Source organism: Leisingera aquaemixtae (assembly GCF_001458395.1).
Lineage (GTDB): Bacteria > Pseudomonadota > Alphaproteobacteria > Rhodobacterales > Rhodobacteraceae > Leisingera > Leisingera aquaemixtae.
On record NZ_CYSR01000027.1, the window covers coordinates 115,322 to 132,242 of the forward strand.

A 16,921-nucleotide genomic window follows, 5' to 3' on the forward strand; every position below is an offset into this window, starting at 1 on the left:
AAATTCACATGTTTGCATATGTGGTCCTGCAGGCGGACGCTTTGATGCAGATCAGGGACGGGGGCGGTATGCTTCTGCGCGCTGGCGCAAAGGTTGATGTGCAGCCGCCTGTTGCCTCTCGCCAAACCGGGCGCAGAGGCGTACATCCGGTGCATGTTCAAACCGATGCCCCTGCATGAGGCGCAAGGCCTCCCGTTCTGGCGCCGTCCCGTGACGCTCCTGTTCCTGATGGCGCTGGCGATGCCGATAGCCTTCAACGCCTGGAGCGCGCTGCTCAACAACTTCGTGATCGAGGCGGCGCAGTTCGACGGGGCCGACATCGGCCTCTTGCACACGGTGCGGGAGATCCCGGGCTTTCTGGCGGTGGGGGTGATCGCCGTCATCCTGTTCGTCCGCGAGCAGGTGCTGGGGATGATCTCATTGGTGCTGTTGGGGGTGGCGACAGCGGTCACCGCCTGGTTCCCGTCGCTGGGCGGCCTGTTGATGGTGACGCTGCTGAGTTCGATCGGCTTTCACTATTACGAGACAGTAAACCAGTCGCTGCAGCTGCAATGGCTGTCCAAGGAAAAGGCGCCGCAGACGCTGGGCTGGCTGGTGGCGGCAGGCTCCGCCGCGACTCTGGTGGTCTATGGACTGATTGTGCTGACCTGGGACCGGTTCGATCTGGCCTACAACACCGTGTTCATGGCGGCGGGCGGGGCCACGGCGCTGATCGCGCTGTTTGCGCTGTTCGCCTATCCGCAGTTCGACGCGCCGCACCCGCAGACCAAGAAACTGATCCTGCGCAAACGCTACTGGCTTTACTATGCGCTGCAGTTCATGGCCGGCGCGCGGCGGCAGATCTTTGTGGTGTTTGCCGGCTTCATGATGGTGGAGAAATTCGGTTTCGATGTGCATGAGCTGACCGGGCTGTACCTGATCAACCTGGTGATCAACATGACCGCCGCGCCGATGCTGGGCAAGGCGGTGGCCATGTTCGGCGAGCGGCGCACGCTGATCTTCGAATACGCAGGCCTCGCCGCCGTCTTTGCCGCTTACGGCGGTATCTACTGGTTCGGCTGGGGCGTGGTGGTTGCCGCGGTGCTCTATGTGGTGGACCATGTGCTGTTTGCGCTGGCGCTGGCGCTCAAGACCTATTTCCAGAAGATCGCCGATCCGGGCGACATTGCCCCCACCGCTGCCGTGGCTTTTACCATCAACCACATCGCCGCGGTGTTCCTGCCGGTGCTGCTGGGGCTGTTGTGGGTCTATTCGCCAGGCATGGTGTTTACACTGGCGGCGGGCATGGCGCTGGTGTCGCTGTCCCTGTCGCTGCTGATCCCGCGCCATCCGGAGCCGGGCAACGAGACCATTTTCAGCAAATACGCCCGTCCCGCGCCGGCCGAATGACCGGACAGCCCCGTGGCGCCCGCGCTCTTGATGTGCTCGGGCGCTGCCCGGTCTGCAGCCAGGCGGGCGGCGCTTGACGCGGGGCGCGCGGCAGCCTAGGCGCTTGCCAACAGCTTCAGGAGAGACGCTATGACCACCTTCACCGCCCTCACGACCCTTCCAGGAAAAGCCCAGGCCGAAGCACTGGGTGACGCGATGGAGCGGCTGAACCCCGAGCCCACCGGCATCGGCGTCTTTGAGGTGGAGGACGGCTCTGGCCTGTGGGAAGTCGGCGGCTATTTCACCGAAGCCCCGGATGAGGCGGGCCTTGCCCTGCTGGCCGCGATGCATGACGCCAAACCCTTTGTCGTCTCCGAAGTGCCGGAAACCGACTGGGTCGCCCATGTCCGCCGCGAGCTGGCGCCGGTTGAGGCGGGCCGCTTCTTTGTCTACGGCAGCCACGACGCGGACAAGCTGCCCGCAGGCCGCATTCCGCTGCTGATCGAGGCCGCCATGGCGTTCGGCACCGGCCACCACGGCACCACCCTTGGCTGCCTCAAGGCACTGGATCACCTGCTGGACCAAGGCTTTCGGGGCGAAAAAGTGGCAGATATCGGCTGCGGCACCGCGGTTCTGGCGATGGCCGCCGCGCGGGTCTGGGACGGCGCCATTCTGGCCAGCGACATCGACGAGGTGGCGGTGGACGTCGCCGAGGCGAACCTGAAGGCCAACGGCATGGAAGGCCAGGTCATCTGCCTCGAAGCGGCCGGGTTCGATCATCCGGACTTGCAGGCGCAGGCGCCCTACGATCTCATCTTCGCCAATATTCTGAAGGGGCCGCTGGTGGCCCTGGCCCCCGATCTGGCGGCGAATCTGCGCCCCGGCGGCTATGCGATTCTCTCCGGCATCCTGAACGAGCAGGCCGACGGCGTGGTCGCCGTTTATGCACAGAACGGCGTCGATCTTGAACGCCGGGACGAAATTGGTGAATGGACAACGTTACTTCTGCGCAAAGCGGGGTGATTGATTTAAGTTTGCGGTGAATTTTAAGGGTTTGCCGCATTTTCGCCTCATTTCGAGCCAAGAATGAGCCATCCGCTGGTGGGGGCCAGTTCGGAGGCTCGTAATGGGCGAACATCATGATCAGTTCCAGGCGCGTTTGAAGCAGATCAACCGCAAACATGAAGCCATGGCCGGGGGCTACTCGGCAAAGCTGCGGCCGGACGGGCTGCTGGTGATCAAGCCGGGCAGCGTGCAATCCCGGATTTCCGCCCGCACGCTGGTTTTCTTCGCTGCGGCGTTTCTGCTGTTCAAGGGCTTCCTGATGGCCGCGCTGGGCTTTGGCAGCTATGACCAGCGGGTGCGGACGCTTGCGGGCGGCAGCGCAGTGGAGCGCGCCGGGGCCTTTATCATGCAGGCCGATCCGGTCTCCGTCTTTTTCGCCCAGAAGATCGGGCCCGTGCTGCGCTGACCGCCAGGTCAGCTGCGGGGCCGCAGAAAGGCCGCCGGCAGGGGGAGCTGGCGGCCTTTTTTCATGCCCGGACAGCGTGCCTTGGTAGGGGAGGCGTCCAGACAACAAAAAACGCCGCGGCCCGGTGCGGGTCCGCGGCGTTTCCCTATTCGCCCCGCCTATTCGCCCCGAGGGAGGCGGCAGGGCTGAAGAAAGGATTTCAGAATACGGGTTTGCCAGCCGCGACAGTGTCGATGTCGCCGCGGCACAGGCCGATGTCGGCCAGTTCACGGTCGGTCAGGCCCGACAGCACGTTGCGGGTTGCGCGGGCGTCGTTCCAGGCAGCAAAAGCGCCGGCAGCGCTGGCAGCCAGGGCGCCGATGCGGCCAAACAGGCCGGTGGACCCATAGGTGGTGCGGGTGGTGTCGAAAGCGGCCATGTCCTTGTCCTCTGATCTGGTGTTGGCGATCGTCTCTGTGGTGCGATGGCGGGCATCTAGTGGTGAACTTTCAGCGCGGCAAGATCCGAAATTGCATGTGTCATATGCAGTCTGTGCATAGCTTAAACCCTTATAAACAAGGGCTTTCCGCGCGGCGGGGAAATCGGCCGGAAAATGTCGCTCCCGCCTCTGCAAGGGGTCGGTTTCAGACCTCCGCCGCGCCGCTTCGCGGCTGCGGGCAGCCGGAAAGCAATTGGACATGTTCGCGTTTTGTGCTAGCGGTGGGAAAAATAAATTTCTGACAAGCAGGCAGGGACCGGGCACATCATGCGGATTTTGGGAATTGATCCGGGGTTGCGGAACCTCGGATGGGGCGTGATCGAATCGCGCGGCACCCGGCTGAGCCATGTCGCCAATGGCGTCTGCACCTCCGATGGCGATGATCTGGGCGAGCGGCTCTTGTCGCTGCACAATCAGGTCACCGAGATCATCGAGGCCTTTGCCCCGGACCAGGCGGCGATCGAACAGACCTTCGTGAACAAGGACGGCGCCGGCACGCTGAAGCTGGGCCAGGCGCGGGGCGTTGCGCTGCTGACACTGGCCAAGGCCGGGCTGCCGGTGGGGGAATACGCCCCGAACCGGGTCAAGAAAACGGTGGTGGGCGTGGGCCACGCCGAGAAGGAGCAGGTGATGCATATGGTCAAGCTGCAGCTGCCGGGCTGCCTGCCGAAAAACGCCGATGCCGCAGACGCGCTGGCGATTGCCATTTGCCACGCCTATTACAGGGGCACGCAGCAGCGGCAGCTGAAGGAGAAACGCGCATGACCGGACCGCTGGCATGATTGGAAAACTGACGGGCCGCCTCGACTACCGGGCGCAGGATCATGTGCTGATCGACGTGCGCGGCGTCGGCTATATCGTCTATTGCTCCGACCGCACCATGGCGGCGCTGCCGGGCGCGGGGGAGCCCGTCGCGCTGTACACCGATCTGGTGGTGCGCGAGGACCTGATGCAGCTTTACGGCTTCACCTCGCTGGTAGAGAAGGAATGGCACCGGCTGCTGACCTCGGTGCAGGGGGTTGGGGCCAAGGTGTCGCTGGCCATTCTCGGCGCGCTGGGGCCGGACGGGGTCAGCCGGGCGATTGCTTTGGGCGACTGGGCCACGGTCAAGGCGGCCAAGGGGGTCGGCCCCAAGACCGCGCAGCGGATCGTGCTGGATCTGAAGGACAAGGCGCCCGGCGTGATGGCGATGGGCGGCACGGTGGTGGACGCAATGGACGGACCCGGGCTGGAGCTGGTCGAGACGGCAGATCCGGCACCCGCCGCCAGACCGGCCCGCAAAGCGCCGCCGAAAAAGCCGAGCGGTGCGGCTGCCGCCTCCGCCGGGGCGCTGTCGGCTTTGGGAAATCTTGGTTATGGTCCCTCGGATGCCGCCGCTGCGGTGGCGGAAGCCGCGGCCACCTGGCCGGATGCCGATGAGCCGGAACTGATCCGCGCCGCACTGCGCCTGCTGGCGCCGAAGGGATGATGGACTTGGGCGTGAAATCTCAATGTACCGCCGGGCCGACAGGCCGGGCAGCGCCCGACCGCCCCCAGGGGCGGGCGCTTCGCTTCCGCCCGCGGCCGGGCGCTGCCCTTTGTATCAGGGGAAATGCCTATGATTGACGCCGACCCCGCCCTGCGCCCCGAACCGCTGCCGGAAGACAGTGCTGCGGAAAACGACCGCGCCCTGCGCCCGCAGGGGCTTGGCGAGTTCATCGGCCAGGCCGAGGCCCGCGCCAACTTGCGTGTTTTCATCGAAAGCGCCCGCCGCCGCGGCGAGGCGATGGACCACACGCTGTTCCACGGCCCGCCCGGCCTCGGCAAGACCACGCTGGCGCAGATCGTTGCGCGAGAGCTGGGCGTGAACTTCCGCATGACCTCCGGCCCGGTGCTGGCCAAGGCGGGGGATCTGGCGGCGATCCTCACCAACCTCGAATCCCGCGACGTGCTGTTCATCGACGAGATCCACCGTCTGAACCCGGCGGTGGAGGAGGTGCTGTACCCGGCGATGGAGGATTTCGAGCTGGACCTGGTGATCGGCGAAGGGCCGGCGGCGCGCACCGTGCGGATCGAGCTGCAGCCCTTCACCCTGGTGGGGGCCACCACCCGCATGGGCCTTCTGACCACGCCGCTGCGGGACCGCTTCGGCATCCCGACCCGGCTGCAGTTCTACACCATTGATGAACTGTTTGAGATCGTCAGCCGCAACGCCCGCAAGCTGGGCGCGCCGGCCGATGACGCAGGCGCTCGCGAGATCGCGCGGCGCGCGCGCGGCACCCCCAGGATCGCCGGGCGGCTCCTGCGCCGCGTGGTGGACTTTGCGGTGGTCGAGGGCGATGGAACCATCACCCGGGAGCTGGCCGATGGCGCATTGACGCGGCTGGGCGTGGATCAGCTGGGGCTCGACGGGGCTGACCGCCGCTATTTGAAACTGATCGCCGAAAACTACGGCGGCGGTCCGGTGGGGATCGAGACGATCTCGGCCGCCTTGTCAGAGAGCCGCGACGCGCTAGAGGAGGTAATTGAACCCTATCTCTTGCAGCAGGGCTTGATCCAGCGCACGCCGCGCGGGCGGATGCTGGCGCAAAAGGCCTGGACGCACCTCGGAATGCCACCGCCGCGCAGCCAGAACGACCTGTTCGGGTAAAAGCAGGGCGCACCACCATAAGTTGTGTCAGTGTTGCTGTCCAAATGTTTCGCGCGCGAAACATTGCGGCAGGACAGCTGACCTATTTGCGAGGGGTCATTTTCTCTTCCAGGGAGGCGCTCCCGCCCGCCGCCGGCGCATCGCAGATGCGCCTGCACCCGTTGGGCGGGGCGCCGCGCTGACGCACGGCGCGGCTGCGCTCAATCCAGGCCTGCGCCGCGCCAGCGGCGCCGGGCCCAAGGCTGCTGCCGGCGGCCTGGCGCAGCCAGGAGGCCGGGCAGGCGCGGGAGCCGCCCCCTTGCCGACCCCTTGCCGCCGCGCGGCGCAGACGGCATAGACGGGGCAAGACGAAGGAGACGCCCATGACCGCCCAGCTGCGAGACCTGACACCGGAGCAGATCGAAGCCCTGTTCACCCGCAACGACGGTGCCTATGCCTTTGCCCGCTGGGGGCGGCCAGTGGCGCCGATCGTGTTCGGGGTGCAGGACGAGACCCTCAAGACCCTCAAGGGCGCGCTGGAGGCGGTGATGACGCTGGCGGGCCACCAGATGGCCGAGACCGACCCGGAGCTGGGCTCGAACCTGATGTTCTTCTTCTTCCGCGACTGGGACGAACTGCTGGAGGTGCCGGATCTGGACCGGCTGATCCCGGGCCTGCAGCCGCTGGTCGCGCGGCTGAAGGAGGCGGACGCCAGCCAGTACCGCGCCTTCCGTTTTGACGACCACGGCGGCATCAAGGCGGGCTTCGTGTTCCTGCGGATGAAGGGCGCGATGGCGCAGATCCCGGCCGAGACCCTGGCGCTGACCCAGGCAGTGCAGGTGGCGCTGTTGTGGGGCGATGCGGCCTTTGCCGAGGCTTCGCCGCTGGCGGTGCTGCCAGAGACCGGGGCCACCATCCTGCGCCCGGAGATCGCGGGCGTGATTGCCGCGGCTTATGACCGGATGATGCCGGTGGCGGCAGACGACAAATCCCACGCCCTGCGCCTGTTTGCCCGCCTGCAGGCCCCGGCGGCGGCTCAGCCGCAGTCCTGATGCGCGCTTTCGTGGGCCTGCCGCTGCCGGATGCAGCCCTCGACGCGCTGGAGCGCCTGCAGGAGGGGCTGACGGTGGGGCGGCATGTGTCTGCTGACAACATGCACCTGACACTCGCCTTCCTGGACGACCAGCCGGAGGCAGTGCTTGAGACGCTGCACCAATCGCTGGCAGAGATCAGCGCGCCGCCGTTGACGCTTTCTTTCCGCGGGCTGGACACCTTTGGCGGCAAGCTGCCGCGGGTGCTGGCGGCAGAAGTGCAGAAAACGCCCGAGCTGAGCCATCTGCGCGACCGCATCCGCAGCGCCTGCCGCTCGTCCGGGATTGAACTGCCCCGCGAACGGTTCCGCCCGCATGTGACGCTGGCGCGCTTTCCCCGGCATCTGGAGGAAGGCCAAGTGGCGAAAATCGCCCGCTTCCTGGCCGCGGAAGCGGATTTCCGGCTGGAGAGCGAGGCGGACAGTTTCGCGCTGTTCCAGTCCACGCTTGCGCCGGAAGGGGCGCGGTATGACGTGCTGGCGGAGTATGAGCTGAGAGGCTGATTGCCTGACTAGGGCCGCATAGTCCCGCGGGGTGGCGCAAACGCGCCGCCCCATGGGGGCGGGACGGCGCGGCCCGGCTTGCGACCGGGCGGCTGCTGGCGCGCAAACTATAAACTGCTGTAGGTTTTCTGCCTGGTGCAATAAGTTCCCGCCGGACAATAGGAGCGCAGGTAATGAACCACCACTTCCCCGTCCGGGTCTATTACGAGGACACCGACATGGGCGGGATCGTCTATCACGCCAATTACCTGCGCTTCATCGAACGCGCCCGCAGCGACTGGGTGCGCGGCATCGGCGTCGATCAGAACGCCATGCGCGAGGCTGGGCTGATCTATGTGGTGCGCCGGATCGAGGCGGATTACCTGGCGCCTGCCAAATTCGACGAGGAGCTGCTGGTCACCACGTCGATGCACGCTGTGACCCCCGCCCGGATGACCCTGATCCAGGAAGTCACCCGCGACGGCCAGCCGCTGTTCCGGGCCCAGGTCACCATCGTCTGCATCACCACGGGCGGCAAACCGGCGCGGCTGCCGGCAGAGATTCGCGCATTGCGGTAACATTTGGCACACTGCCGCCTGTTTTGATGGTCTTTGCCATTGAACTGCGCTAGCGTCTTGCCAAATAAGGCCGGATAAACGGCCGGGAAAAACCATAGAGCAGGCGAATGGAAGCAGAAACTCTGGCGCTGGCGCAGGAGATTGATTTCTCCATGTGGGGCCTATTTGCGCGGGCCACCGTGACCGTGAAACTGGTGATGCTGATGCTGGTCGGGGCCTCGATCTGGTCCTGGGGCATCATCATTCAGAAGATGATCAACTACCGCAAGGCGCGGCAGGAGGCGGAAGCCTTCGACCGGGCGTTCTGGTCCGGCAACCCGCTGGATTCGCTGTTTGACCAGATCGGCGCTGAGCCTCCCGGCCAGGCAGCACGGATCTTTTCCGCAGGGATGACCGAATGGCGCCGCAGTCACCGCAGCGACGGCGGGCTGATCCCCGGCGCGCAGGCGCGCATCGACCGGTCGATGGATGTCGCCATCGCCAAGGAGACCGAGGGGCTGCAGGGCGGCCTGTCGGTGCTGGCCACCGTCGGCTCCACCGCGCCGTTTGTGGGGCTTTTCGGCACAGTCTGGGGCATCATGACCGCCTTTATCGAAATTGCGGAGCAGCAGAACACCAACCTGGCCGTCGTCGCGCCCGGCATTGCCGAGGCGCTGATGGCGACCGGTCTGGGCCTGCTGGCGGCCATTCCGGCGGTTGTGTTCTACAACAAGTTGAGCGCGGACAGCGACCGCATCATCGGCGGCTACGAGGCCTTTGCCGACGAGTTCGCCACCATCCTCAGCCGCCAGCTGGATTCCTGAGGCGATGGGCGCCGCAGTTCAGCAGCCTTCGGGGGGCGGCGACCGCCGCCGGGGACGCCGCCGCCGCCGGGGCGCGCCGATGTCCGAGATCAACGTCACGCCGTTTGTCGACGTCATGCTGGTGCTGCTGATCATCTTCATGGTGGCAGCACCCCTGATGACCGTCGGCGTGCCGGTGGAGCTGCCCAAGACCGCCGCCGGAGCCTTGCCGGGCGACGAGGAAGAGCCGCTGACCGTGACAATGACCGCCGAGGGCGGGGTGGAGATTCAGACCAGCCCGGTGGCGCGCGATGAACTGGTGCCCAAGCTGCGGGCGATTGCGGCAGAGCGGTCCTCGGACCGGGTGTTCCTGCGCGCGGACGGCAAGATCGCCTATGCTGACGTGATGCAGGTGATGGGCGCGCTGAATGCGGGCGGCTTTTCCAACGTGGGGCTGGTAACGGATACTGGCGGCCCGGCCTTGGACGGGCGGCAAGCCGAAGGCACGGGGCAGTAGGCGGGGACGCACGGGGTGCAGACCGGAACCAAAATCTCGCTGGCAGGCCATGGGCTGTTGATGACATGGGTCATCTTCGGCGCTTGGTTCCCGTCCGAACCCCTGCCGTCCAATGTCCAGCAGGTGGCGCTGATCTCCGCGGAGGAATTCGAGAAACTGAGCCAGCAGCGCAAGGCGCCGCAGGTCGCGCCGGAGCCCGCACCGCTGAACGAGCCTGCCGAGGTGCAGCCCGCGCCGGAACCCGCTCCGCAGCCGGACCCGGAGCCCGAGGTGTCCCGGCCCGAGCCGGTCGCGCGGGCAGAGCCTGACCCGCAGGTGGCAGAGCTGCCCGATGCGCAGCCCGAGCCGGAGGTGCCTGATGCGCCGCCGCCGGCGGCGGAAGAGCCGGAGATCGCGGCGCTGGTGCCGCGGGTGAGGCCGGAGGCCGCGCCGCGCCCGGTGGACCGGGTGGCGCCGGAACCCGTTGCACCGCCGGAGCCGGACACCCGGATCGACGATGTCGTTCAGCCCGAGGTCGCGCCGGACGAGGGGGCCGAGACCGAGCAGGAGGTTCAGGAAGCCACTGCGCGCGAGGCCGCCAGCGACCGGATCGTCACAGAGGAGAACGAGGGCGAGGACATTGCGGCCTCTGCGGCGCCGGCTGTTTCCAAACGCCCCGTGACCCGGCCGTCGCGGCCGAAGCCGCAGCCGGCACCGGACACGCAGGTTACCGAAGCGGCCCAGCCGGCAAAGCCTGAAGAGCCGGCAGAGCCGGAGCCGTCCGGCACGTCCTCGGCCGTGGCGGACGCCCTGGCCGAAGCGCTGGCGGGCGGCGCCGATGTGGAAGATCCGGAACCGTCCGGCCCGCCGCTGACCTTGGGGGAAAAGGACGCCCTGCGGGTGGCGGTGTCGCAGTGCTGGAACGTGGGCTCGCTGTCCACCGACGCGCTGAAGACAACCGTGGTTGTTGCGGTGTCGCTGGCGCAGGACGGCAGGCCTGACTCCGGGTCGATCCGGATGCTGTCCAGCACCGGCGGCGCGTCTTCGGCGGCGCAGCAAGCCTTTGATGCGGCGCGGCGGGCGATTATCCGCTGCGGTGCCAGTGGATTTCAGCTTCCGGCTGAAAAATACGCGCAATGGCGTGATATTGAGATGACATTCAATCCGGAAAGGATGCGGATCAAATGAGGAATATTCTGGCAGCACTCCTGATCGGCGCTTCGGCACTGGCCGGAGCAGGCGCAGCCGCGGCGCAGACCGGGCCGCTCCGCATCGAAATCGACCAGGGTGTGATCGAGCCGTTGCCCTACGCGGTGCCGGATTTCGTGCCGGAAACCCCGGCGGCAGCGGAATACGCCGCCGAAATCGCGCGGGTGATCGCCTCTGACCTCAGCGGCACCGGCCTGTTCCGGGAGGTGCCGGCCAGCGCCCATATCTCCAAGGTGGCGGCGTTCGACGGCCCAGTGAAATTTTCCGACTGGAAGGCGGTGAACGCCCAGGCGCTGATCACCGGCGCGGTCAGCGTCACCGGCAACGGGCTGACGGTGCGGTTCCGCGGCTATGACGTGTTTGCGGAAAAGGAGCTGGAAACCGCGCTGCAGTTCACCGGCACCACCGACGGCTGGCGGCGGATGGCGCATAAGGTGGCCGATGCCATCTACAGCGAAATCACCGGCGAGAGCGGCTATTTCGACAGCCGCGTGGTCTATGTCTCTGAAAGCGGCCCCAAGAACGACCGCCGCAAGCGGCTGGCGGTGATGGATTACGACGGCGCCAATGTGCAGTACCTGACCAACAGCGCCTCCATCGTGCTGGCGCCGCGGTTCTCGCCCACCGGCGACCGGGTGCTTTATACCAGCTATGAAAGCGGCTTTCCGCAGATCCATGTGCTGGACGTGGGTCAGGTGCAGCGCAAGGTGCTGTCCAGCGGCGACGGCACCATGAGCTTTGCGCCGCGGTTTGCGCCGGACGGGCGCACCATCGTCTATTCCCAGACCCAGGGCGGCAACACTGACCTGTTCTCGATGGACATCAACACGGGTGCCAACACCCGGCTGACCTCTGCCCCTTCGATCGAGACAGCGCCGTCGTTCTCGCCCGATGGCAGCCAGATCGTGTTCGAAAGCGACCGGTCCGGCAGCCAGCAGCTCTATGTGATGCCCGCAGGCGGCGGCGAGGCGCGGCGGATCAGCTTCGGCGAGGGCCGCTATGGCACGCCCGTCTGGTCTCCGCGCGGCGACATGGTGGCCTTCACCAAGCAGAACAAGGGCCGGTTCCACATCGGCGTGATGCGCACAGACGGCAGCGAGGAGCGGCTGCTGACCGCCTCCTTCCTGGATGAAGGGCCGACTTGGGCGCCCAATGGCCGGGTGATCATGTTCACCCGTGAAAGCCAGGGCAGCTCCGGGCGGGCGCTGCTCTATTCGGTGGATATCACCGGGCGCAACCTGAAGCCGGTCAAGACGCCGGACGGGGCCTCGGACCCGTCGTGGTCGCCGCTGCAGAAGTGAACGCTTCGGAAACAGGGCCATTAAGGCGGGGATACCCGCATGGAACCAGACCCGGGCTTATGATAACGTCGGGGCAAGAAACGCAAAGGAATAGGCAGACATCATGAGCGGCTTGAAATTGGCGATCGCGGCAGTGGCCGTGCTGGGGCTTGCAGCCTGCAGCAACAAACCCTGGAATGACGATTTGAACGGCGCCGGGGGGGCAGGCGGCGCAGGTGCGGGTGCCGGTGCCGGGGCACTGGATCCGGCCAGCCCGGCCTATTTCCGCCAGTCCGTCGGCGACCGGGTTCTGTTTGCGGTCGATCAGCACACGCTGTCGCCTGCCGCCCAGGCCACCCTGCAGGGGCAGGCGCGCTGGCTGGCGCAGAACGCCGATTACGCGGTCACCATCGAGGGCCACGCGGACGAGCAGGGCACCCGCGAATACAACCTTGGCCTGGGCGCCAAACGCGCCAATGCCGCCCGTGAATACCTGATCTCCCAGGGCATTGCCGGCGGCCGCATCAAGGTGTTGAGCTATGGCAAGGAGCGCCCGCTGGAGATCTGCTCGGACGAGACCTGCTATTCCAAGAACCGCCGCGCTGTCACCGTGCTGGCTGGCGGCCTGACGGGGTAAGGCATGAAACCTCTGCGCACCGTGCTTCTGGCCACTGTGATGCTGCTGCCGCTGCCGCTGGCGGCGCAGGACCAGCAGACCCTGGCGGACATCCGCCAGGAGCTGACCGTCTTGCATGTGGAGGTGCAGCGGCTGAAGCGCGAGCTGTCCACCACCGGATCCCCGTCTGCGGACGTCTCCGGCAACACGGTGCTGGACCGGGTCGCCGCGATTGAAGGCGAACTGCAGCGGCTGACCCTGAAGACCGAGGAACTGGGCCACCGGATCGACCGGATTGTTGCCGATGGCACCAACCGGATCGGCGATCTGGAGTTCCGCCTGGTCGAGCTGGAAGGCGGCGATGTCGGCGCCTTGGGCGAAACCACCACGCTGGGCGGCGGCGAACTGCCGGCGGCGGTGGCGGTAGCCCCGCAAACCGCGGACGGCGGCACCGCGGGCGGCGAACTGGCGATTGGCGAACAGGCCGATTTCGACGCCGCCGAGGCGCTGCTGGCCGAAGGCCGGTACCAGGAAGCGGCAGAAAAGCTTGCGGCGTTCAACCAGGCCTATCCGGGCAGCCCGCTGGCGGCAGCGGCCGAGTTCAGCCGCGGCAAGGCGCTGGACGGGCTGGGCGACACCCGCGAAGCGGCCCGGGCCTATCTGGCGGCCTTTTCAGGCAATTCCGCCGGCCCGGTGGCGCCCAAGGCGCTGTTTGAGCTGGGCGCGGCTCTGGGCCGTCTGGGGCAGACCGATCAGGCCTGCGTGACGCTGTCCGAAGTCGGCGTGCGGTTCCCGGGCACCAGCGCGGAAGAAGAGGCCAGGGCCGAATTGGCCAAGCTGGGCTGCTCTTGACCGAGGCCGGGCGGGATATTCCGGCCCTGGTGCGCAGTCAGTTCCGGTCTGCTCTGCCCGCCAAGCTGGGAATTGCCCTGTCCGGCGGCGGTGATTCGATGGCTCTTATGAATTTGCTGCACGACTGTTTCGGCAGCGGTGAAGTGCAGCTTTTTGCGGCAACCGTCGATCACGGGCTGCGCCCCGGTTCAGCGGATGAGGCGGTAGCGGCCGGCACGGCAGCGGCCCGGCTTGGCATCGCCCATGAGGTGCTGCACTGGACGGACAGGCCGCAGGACGGCAACCTGCAGGCACAGGCGCGGGCAGCGCGCTATGAGCTTTTGTGCGGCTGGGCGCGGCAGCACGGCATCCCGGTGCTGGCGCTTGGCCACACGGCGGACGATCAGGCCGAAACGGTGCTGATGCGCATGGCCCGGGCCTCTGGCGTGACAGGGCTGTCGGGCATGGCGGCGCGGCGCACCCACAAGGGGGTGACCCTGCTGCGGCCGCTACTGGATGTGACCCGCAGCGAGCTGCGCCGCTATCTGGAATCGCGCGGCGTGGACTGGGCCGAGGATCCAAGCAACGAGGATACCCGGTTTGAACGGGTGCGGGTGCGCAAGGCGCTGGAGCATCTGGCACCGCTGGGGGTGACGCCCGAAGTGCTGGCCAGCATCGCCCGGAACATGTCCAAGGCGCGGGAGGCGCTTGACTGGTACGTCTTTCTGGCCGCCCGCGATCTGGCCCATGTGCAGGCGGGCGCGGTTGTGCTGTGCCAGCGCAAGTTCCGCACCTTGCCCGTCGAAATCAGCCACCGGCTGCTGGTGCGCGCGGTCCAATGGGTGTCCGGCGCCGCCTATCCGCCGCGCCGGGTGCCGATGGAAAAAGCGGTCCTGGCGGCGCGAAGCGGCAGCTCCGCCACCCTGGCAGGCTGCCGTCTGGTCTGCACTGCCAAGCAGGTCTGGGTTTGCCGGGAATACAATGCCGTGAACGGGGTAACCGCGCTGCCGGGGCAGCTTTGGGACGGCAGGTGGAAGATTTTCGGCGGCGACGCAAAGGGATGCGAGGTGCGGGCGCTGGGGCGGCAGGGGCTGGCGCAGTGCCCCGACTGGCGCGCCACCGGCGTGCCGGGGCCGGTGCTGGAGGCCACCCCGGCGGTGTGGCGCGGCGCCCGGCTGGCCGCTGCGCCCGCGGCGGGAATGGCCAATGGCTGGTCGGCTGAAACCGCAGGAAGCGAAGAAGAGTTCTTTGCATCCCTTTTATCTCATTGAACCTGCCCGAATGATCCTTATTTTAAGCACAACGCAGGCGGCCTGTGAGGTGCGCCTAACTGATAGGGAGAACTTTCCTTGGGCAACGCTCGCAATATCGCCTTTTGGGTTGTTCTGTTTCTGCTGATTCTGGCGCTGTTCAATTTGTTCAGCGGTTCCGGCAGCACGATGCAGAGCCGTGAACGCACTTTTTCTGACTTCGTCAGTTCGGTTGAAACCGGCAAAGTCAGCACCGTCACCTTGGACGGGGAACAGGTGCGCTACACCACCACCGACGGGCAGAACTATGTCACCATCAAGCCGGGCGACGCCGAGGTCACCTCGCTGCTGATCGCAAACGACATCCCGGTGCGCGCTGAAAAGCAGCAGCAGTCCGGTTTCCAGTCGTTCCTGATCACGCTGCTTCCGTTCCTGCTGCTGATCGGGGTGTGGATCTATTTCATGAACCGGATGCAGGGCGGCGGCAAAGGCGGCGCCATGGGATTCGGCAAGTCCAAGGCCAAGATGCTGACCGAGAAGCATGGCCGCGTCACCTTTGACGATGTGGCCGGCATCGACGAGGCCAAGGAAGAGCTGGAAGAGATCGTCGAGTTCCTGCGCAATCCGCAGAAATTCTCGCGCCTGGGCGGCAAGATCCCCAAGGGCGCGCTGCTGGTCGGCCCTCCGGGCACCGGTAAGACGCTGCTGGCGCGCGCCATTGCGGGCGAGGCCGGCGTGCCGTTCTTCACCATCTCCGGCTCCGACTTTGTGGAAATGTTCGTGGGTGTCGGCGCAAGCCGCGTGCGCGACATGTTCGAGCAGGCCAAGAAGAACGCGCCTTGCATTGTCTTCATCGACGAGATCGACGCAGTGGGCCGCCACCGCGGTGCCGGCTATGGCGGCGGCAATGACGAGCGTGAGCAGACCCTGAACCAGCTGCTGGTGGAAATGGACGGCTTTGAGGCCAATGAGGGTGTGATCATCCTGGCCGCCACCAACCGCAAGGACGTGCTGGACCCGGCGCTGCTGCGCCCCGGCCGCTTTGACCGCCAGGTCACCGTCGGCAACCCGGACATCAAGGGCCGCGAGAAGATCCTGGGCGTGCACGCCCGCAAGACCCCGCTGGGCCCGGACGTGGACCTGCGCATCATCGCCCGCGGCACCCCCGGCTTCTCCGGCGCCGATCTGGCCAACCTGGTCAATGAGGCCGCGCTGATGGCTGCGCGTGTCGGCCGCCGCTTTGTCACCATGGAGGATTTCGAATCCGCCAAGGACAAGGTGATGATGGGAGCCGAGCGCCGCTCGATGGTGCTGACCCAGGATCAGAAGGAAAAGACCGCCTACCACGAAGCGGGCCACGCCGTTGTCGGCATGGTGCTGCCGGAATGCGATCCGGTCTATAAGGCGACGATTATCCCGCGCGGCGGCGCATTGGGCATGGTAGTCAGCCTGCCGGAAATGGACCGGCTGAACTGGCACAAGGACGAGTGCGGGCAGAAGCTGGCGATGACCATGGCGGGCAAGGCGGCCGAGGTCATCAAATACGGCGAAGGCCATGTGTCCAACGGCCCGGCCGGCGACATTCAGCAGGCCAGCCAGCTGGCGCGCGCTATGGTGATGCGCTGGGGCATGTCCGACAAGGTCGGCAACATCGACTATGCCGAAGCGCATGAGGGCTATTCCGGCAACACCGCCGGCTTCTCGGTCTCGGCCCACACCAAGGAGCTGATCGAGGAAGAGGTGAAGGCCTTTATTCAGGATGGCTATGAGCGCGCATTCCAGATCCTCACGGAGCACAAGGAGGAGTGGGAACGCCTGGCGCAGGGCCTGCTGGAATACGAAACGCTGACCGGCGACGAGATCAAGCGGGTCATGAACGGCGAGCCGCCGCAGGCTGGCGATGATGAGGATGGCGGCGAGGATGAAGGCACCGCTTCCGTCACCGCGATCCCCAAGGCAAAGCCCAAGAAAACCCCGCCGGAAGGCGGCATGGAGCCTGAGCCGACAGCGTAAGCGTCAAGCCAGCAAGTGAAACGCGTCCCGGAACCTTGCAGCGGTCTCCGGGACGTTTGCTTTTTGGGGGTGGCGGGGCCGCGGCGGGGAGCAAAGCTGCCCGCCGCGGCCCCGCCCGGATCGGATCCCCCGGGCGATCCGATCCGCAGGCGCCGCGCCATGGCCGATGCCCGGCCCCCCCGCCCGCCCCCGAGCTCCAAAGCTGGGGGGTCCGGGCCCGCTGTGGAGCCCTTAGCCGGGGGCCGCCCCCCGCCCCGAGGTTGGCGTCGGGGACCGGGGTTTTGCCGCAGGGAAACACCACCAGGGTCTGGCTGCCCCCCCTTCCGCCCAGCAAGGCCCACAACCGCGCCAGCGCGGCCGCACCGCGT

At 66.6% G+C, this 16,921-nt stretch carries 18 protein-coding genes; 17 read left to right on the plus strand and 1 reads right to left on the minus strand.

The genetic code is table 11. From position 1 onward, the window contains the following. Positions 1-153: 153 nt before the first annotated feature. From PHA8399_RS13240 to PHA8399_RS13250, 3 genes are all read left to right on the plus strand, one after another. Positions 154-1,389, plus strand: a complete 1,236-nt coding sequence (locus PHA8399_RS13240) for an MFS transporter (protein ID WP_058286631.1) — start codon at positions 154-156, stop codon at positions 1,387-1,389. A 129-nt stretch (positions 1,390-1,518) separates the two neighbouring features. Then, positions 1,519-2,391: a 50S ribosomal protein L11 methyltransferase gene (locus tag PHA8399_RS13245; protein ID WP_058286609.1), complete on the plus strand. Its 873-nt coding sequence runs from the start codon at positions 1,519-1,521 to the stop codon at positions 2,389-2,391. A 103-nt stretch (positions 2,392-2,494) separates the two neighbouring features. Then, the gene (locus tag PHA8399_RS13250; RefSeq protein ID WP_058286610.1) at positions 2,495-2,839 is read left to right on the plus strand and encodes a hypothetical protein; all 345 of its coding nucleotides are present in this window, start codon (positions 2,495-2,497) and stop codon (positions 2,837-2,839) included. A 199-nt stretch (positions 2,840-3,038) separates the two neighbouring features. Here the strand turns inward: PHA8399_RS13250 and PHA8399_RS13255 are convergent, their stop codons facing one another. Further along, complete coding sequence (locus PHA8399_RS13255) at positions 3,039-3,257, minus strand: DUF1127 domain-containing protein (RefSeq protein ID WP_058286611.1); 219 nt, start codon at positions 3,255-3,257, stop codon at positions 3,039-3,041. 327 nt (positions 3,258-3,584) lie between these two features. On the opposite strand from PHA8399_RS13255, the gene ruvC reads away from it, so the two are divergent. The 14 genes from ruvC (at position 3,585) to ftsH (ending at position 16,553) form a co-directional block, all read left to right on the plus strand. Further along, positions 3,585-4,082 carry a crossover junction endodeoxyribonuclease RuvC gene (gene ruvC / locus PHA8399_RS13260; protein WP_027236725.1) on the plus strand — a complete coding sequence of 166 codons (498 nt, stop codon included), beginning with the start codon at positions 3,585-3,587 and terminating at the stop codon, positions 4,080-4,082. Positions 4,083-4,095: 13 nt separating this feature from the next. Then, the gene (ruvA, locus tag PHA8399_RS13265; RefSeq protein ID WP_058286612.1) at positions 4,096-4,785 is read left to right on the plus strand and encodes a Holliday junction branch migration protein RuvA; all 690 of its coding nucleotides are present in this window, start codon (positions 4,096-4,098) and stop codon (positions 4,783-4,785) included. Between the two features lie 129 nt (positions 4,786-4,914). Next, positions 4,915-5,946, plus strand: a complete 1,032-nt coding sequence (gene ruvB, locus PHA8399_RS13270) for a Holliday junction branch migration DNA helicase RuvB (protein WP_027243343.1) — start codon at positions 4,915-4,917, stop codon at positions 5,944-5,946. 362 nt (positions 5,947-6,308) lie between these two features. Beyond that, positions 6,309-6,977, plus strand: coding sequence for a hypothetical protein (locus PHA8399_RS13275; RefSeq protein WP_058286613.1), 669 nt, complete (start codon positions 6,309-6,311; stop codon positions 6,975-6,977). Further along, complete coding sequence (gene thpR / locus PHA8399_RS13280) at positions 6,977-7,519, plus strand: RNA 2',3'-cyclic phosphodiesterase (RefSeq protein WP_058286614.1); 543 nt, start codon at positions 6,977-6,979, stop codon at positions 7,517-7,519. Before PHA8399_RS13275 ends, thpR begins: the two co-directional genes overlap by 1 nt. A 173-nt stretch (positions 7,520-7,692) precedes the next feature. Continuing rightward, a complete protein-coding gene (gene ybgC / locus PHA8399_RS13285) occupies positions 7,693-8,076 on the plus strand; it encodes a tol-pal system-associated acyl-CoA thioesterase (protein WP_058286615.1) in 384 nt (127 codons plus the stop codon). 107 nt (positions 8,077-8,183) lie between these two features. Further along, positions 8,184-8,879 (plus strand): protein TolQ, encoded by a 696-nt coding sequence (gene tolQ / locus PHA8399_RS13290; protein WP_058286616.1) that lies wholly within the window; start codon positions 8,184-8,186, stop codon positions 8,877-8,879. A gap of 4 nt (positions 8,880-8,883) precedes the next feature. Beyond that, a complete protein-coding gene (tolR, locus tag PHA8399_RS13295; RefSeq protein ID WP_058286617.1) occupies positions 8,884-9,375 on the plus strand; it encodes a protein TolR in 492 nt (163 codons plus the stop codon). A 15-nt stretch (positions 9,376-9,390) separates the two neighbouring features. Beyond that, positions 9,391-10,542, plus strand: a complete 1,152-nt coding sequence (gene tolA, locus PHA8399_RS13300) for a cell envelope integrity protein TolA (RefSeq protein ID WP_058286618.1) — start codon at positions 9,391-9,393, stop codon at positions 10,540-10,542. Further along, entirely contained in the window at positions 10,539-11,864 is a 1,326-nt protein-coding gene (tolB, locus tag PHA8399_RS13305; RefSeq protein ID WP_058286619.1) for a Tol-Pal system beta propeller repeat protein TolB, read from the plus strand. The genes tolA and tolB overlap by 4 nt, the downstream gene beginning before the upstream one ends. 103 nt (positions 11,865-11,967) lie before the next feature. Beyond that, the gene (gene pal, locus PHA8399_RS13310) at positions 11,968-12,480 is read left to right on the plus strand and encodes a peptidoglycan-associated lipoprotein Pal (protein WP_058286620.1); all 513 of its coding nucleotides are present in this window, start codon (positions 11,968-11,970) and stop codon (positions 12,478-12,480) included. A 3-nt stretch (positions 12,481-12,483) separates the two neighbouring features. Then, on the plus strand, positions 12,484-13,311 hold the full coding sequence (ybgF, locus tag PHA8399_RS13315) for a tol-pal system protein YbgF (protein ID WP_058286621.1): 828 nt from the start codon (positions 12,484-12,486) through the stop codon (positions 13,309-13,311). Then, the gene (gene tilS / locus PHA8399_RS13320) at positions 13,308-14,561 is read left to right on the plus strand and encodes a tRNA lysidine(34) synthetase TilS (RefSeq protein WP_082649546.1); all 1,254 of its coding nucleotides are present in this window, start codon (positions 13,308-13,310) and stop codon (positions 14,559-14,561) included. The genes ybgF and tilS overlap by 4 nt, the downstream gene beginning before the upstream one ends. Before the next feature lie 78 nt (positions 14,562-14,639). Then, positions 14,640-16,553 (plus strand): ATP-dependent zinc metalloprotease FtsH, encoded by a 1,914-nt coding sequence (ftsH, locus tag PHA8399_RS13325; protein WP_058286622.1) that lies wholly within the window; start codon positions 14,640-14,642, stop codon positions 16,551-16,553. Positions 16,554-16,921: the final 368 nt, after the last annotated feature.

What these genes read in the sequence shown, in the direction of transcription:
- ybgC (WP_058286615.1), top strand. Translation starts at nt 7,693, where the DNA reads ATGAACCACCACTTCCCCGTCCGGGTCTATTACGAGGACACCGACATG.
- PHA8399_RS13245 (WP_058286609.1), top strand. Translation starts at nt 1,519, where the DNA reads ATGACCACCTTCACCGCCCTCACGACCCTTCCAGGAAAAGCCCAGGCC.
- tolR (WP_058286617.1), top strand. Translation starts at nt 8,884, where the DNA reads ATGGGCGCCGCAGTTCAGCAGCCTTCGGGGGGCGGCGACCGCCGCCGG.
- PHA8399_RS13275 (WP_058286613.1), top strand. Translation starts at nt 6,309, where the DNA reads ATGACCGCCCAGCTGCGAGACCTGACACCGGAGCAGATCGAAGCCCTG.
- ruvC (WP_027236725.1), top strand. Translation starts at nt 3,585, where the DNA reads ATGCGGATTTTGGGAATTGATCCGGGGTTGCGGAACCTCGGATGGGGC.
- ruvA (WP_058286612.1), top strand. Translation starts at nt 4,096, where the DNA reads ATGATTGGAAAACTGACGGGCCGCCTCGACTACCGGGCGCAGGATCAT.
- ruvB (WP_027243343.1), top strand. Translation starts at nt 4,915, where the DNA reads ATGATTGACGCCGACCCCGCCCTGCGCCCCGAACCGCTGCCGGAAGAC.
- PHA8399_RS13255 (WP_058286611.1), bottom strand. Translation starts at nt 3,257, where the DNA reads ATGGCCGCTTTCGACACCACCCGCACCACCTATGGGTCCACCGGCCTG.
- PHA8399_RS13240 (WP_058286631.1), top strand. Translation starts at nt 154, where the DNA reads ATGTTCAAACCGATGCCCCTGCATGAGGCGCAAGGCCTCCCGTTCTGG.
- tolB (WP_058286619.1), top strand. Translation starts at nt 10,539, where the DNA reads ATGAGGAATATTCTGGCAGCACTCCTGATCGGCGCTTCGGCACTGGCC.
- tolQ (WP_058286616.1), top strand. Translation starts at nt 8,184, where the DNA reads ATGGAAGCAGAAACTCTGGCGCTGGCGCAGGAGATTGATTTCTCCATG.
- pal (WP_058286620.1), top strand. Translation starts at nt 11,968, where the DNA reads ATGAGCGGCTTGAAATTGGCGATCGCGGCAGTGGCCGTGCTGGGGCTT.
- PHA8399_RS13250 (WP_058286610.1), top strand. Translation starts at nt 2,495, where the DNA reads ATGGGCGAACATCATGATCAGTTCCAGGCGCGTTTGAAGCAGATCAAC.
- ybgF (WP_058286621.1), top strand. Translation starts at nt 12,484, where the DNA reads ATGAAACCTCTGCGCACCGTGCTTCTGGCCACTGTGATGCTGCTGCCG.
- thpR (WP_058286614.1), top strand. Translation starts at nt 6,977, where the DNA reads ATGCGCGCTTTCGTGGGCCTGCCGCTGCCGGATGCAGCCCTCGACGCG.